Origin of the sequence: Novosphingobium sp. 18050, from assembly GCF_902706195.1 — a bacterium.
Taxonomy (GTDB): Bacteria; Pseudomonadota; Alphaproteobacteria; order Sphingomonadales; family Sphingomonadaceae; genus Novosphingobium.
Window position 1 is genome coordinate 1 of the sequence record NZ_CACSJO010000097.1, and the last position, 435, is coordinate 435.

Sequence of the window (435 nt, forward strand, 5' to 3'; positions counted from 1 at the left end):
CGTACAGGGCGCGTGATATAACCGCCAGTCACTTGCAGCCGGGTCCGAGATTTAACAGGGCATCAGTTCCGCTGATGCACCCACCAGCCATTCGATGAAGCGCGGTTTCTACACCATCATGTCGGCGCAGTTCTGCAGCTCGCTGGCCGACAACGCACTCTTCGTGGCGGCCGTCGAACTGCTGCGCACCAACGGCTCCCCGGAATGGCAGCGGGCCGCGCTGGTGCCCATGTTCGCCCTGTTCTACGTGGTGCTGGCCCCCTTCGTGGGCGCCTTCGCCGACGCGATGCCCAAGGGCAAGGTCATGTTCGTGAGCAACGCGATCAAGGTCGTCGGCTGCCTCATGATGCTGTTCGGCTCCCATCCGCTCATCGCCTACGCGGTGGTGGGGCTGGGCGCCGCGGCCTATTCCCCCGCCAAGTACGGCATCCTCAC

1 protein-coding gene is annotated in these 435 nt (G+C 64.4%); it reads left to right on the forward strand.

What is annotated here, in order from left to right; translation table 11 throughout:
* Positions 1-94: 94 nt before the first annotated feature.
* Positions 95-435 (forward strand): MFS transporter (locus GVL61_RS24550; protein ID WP_200845026.1); only part of this gene is annotated, 341 nt, incomplete at its 3' end.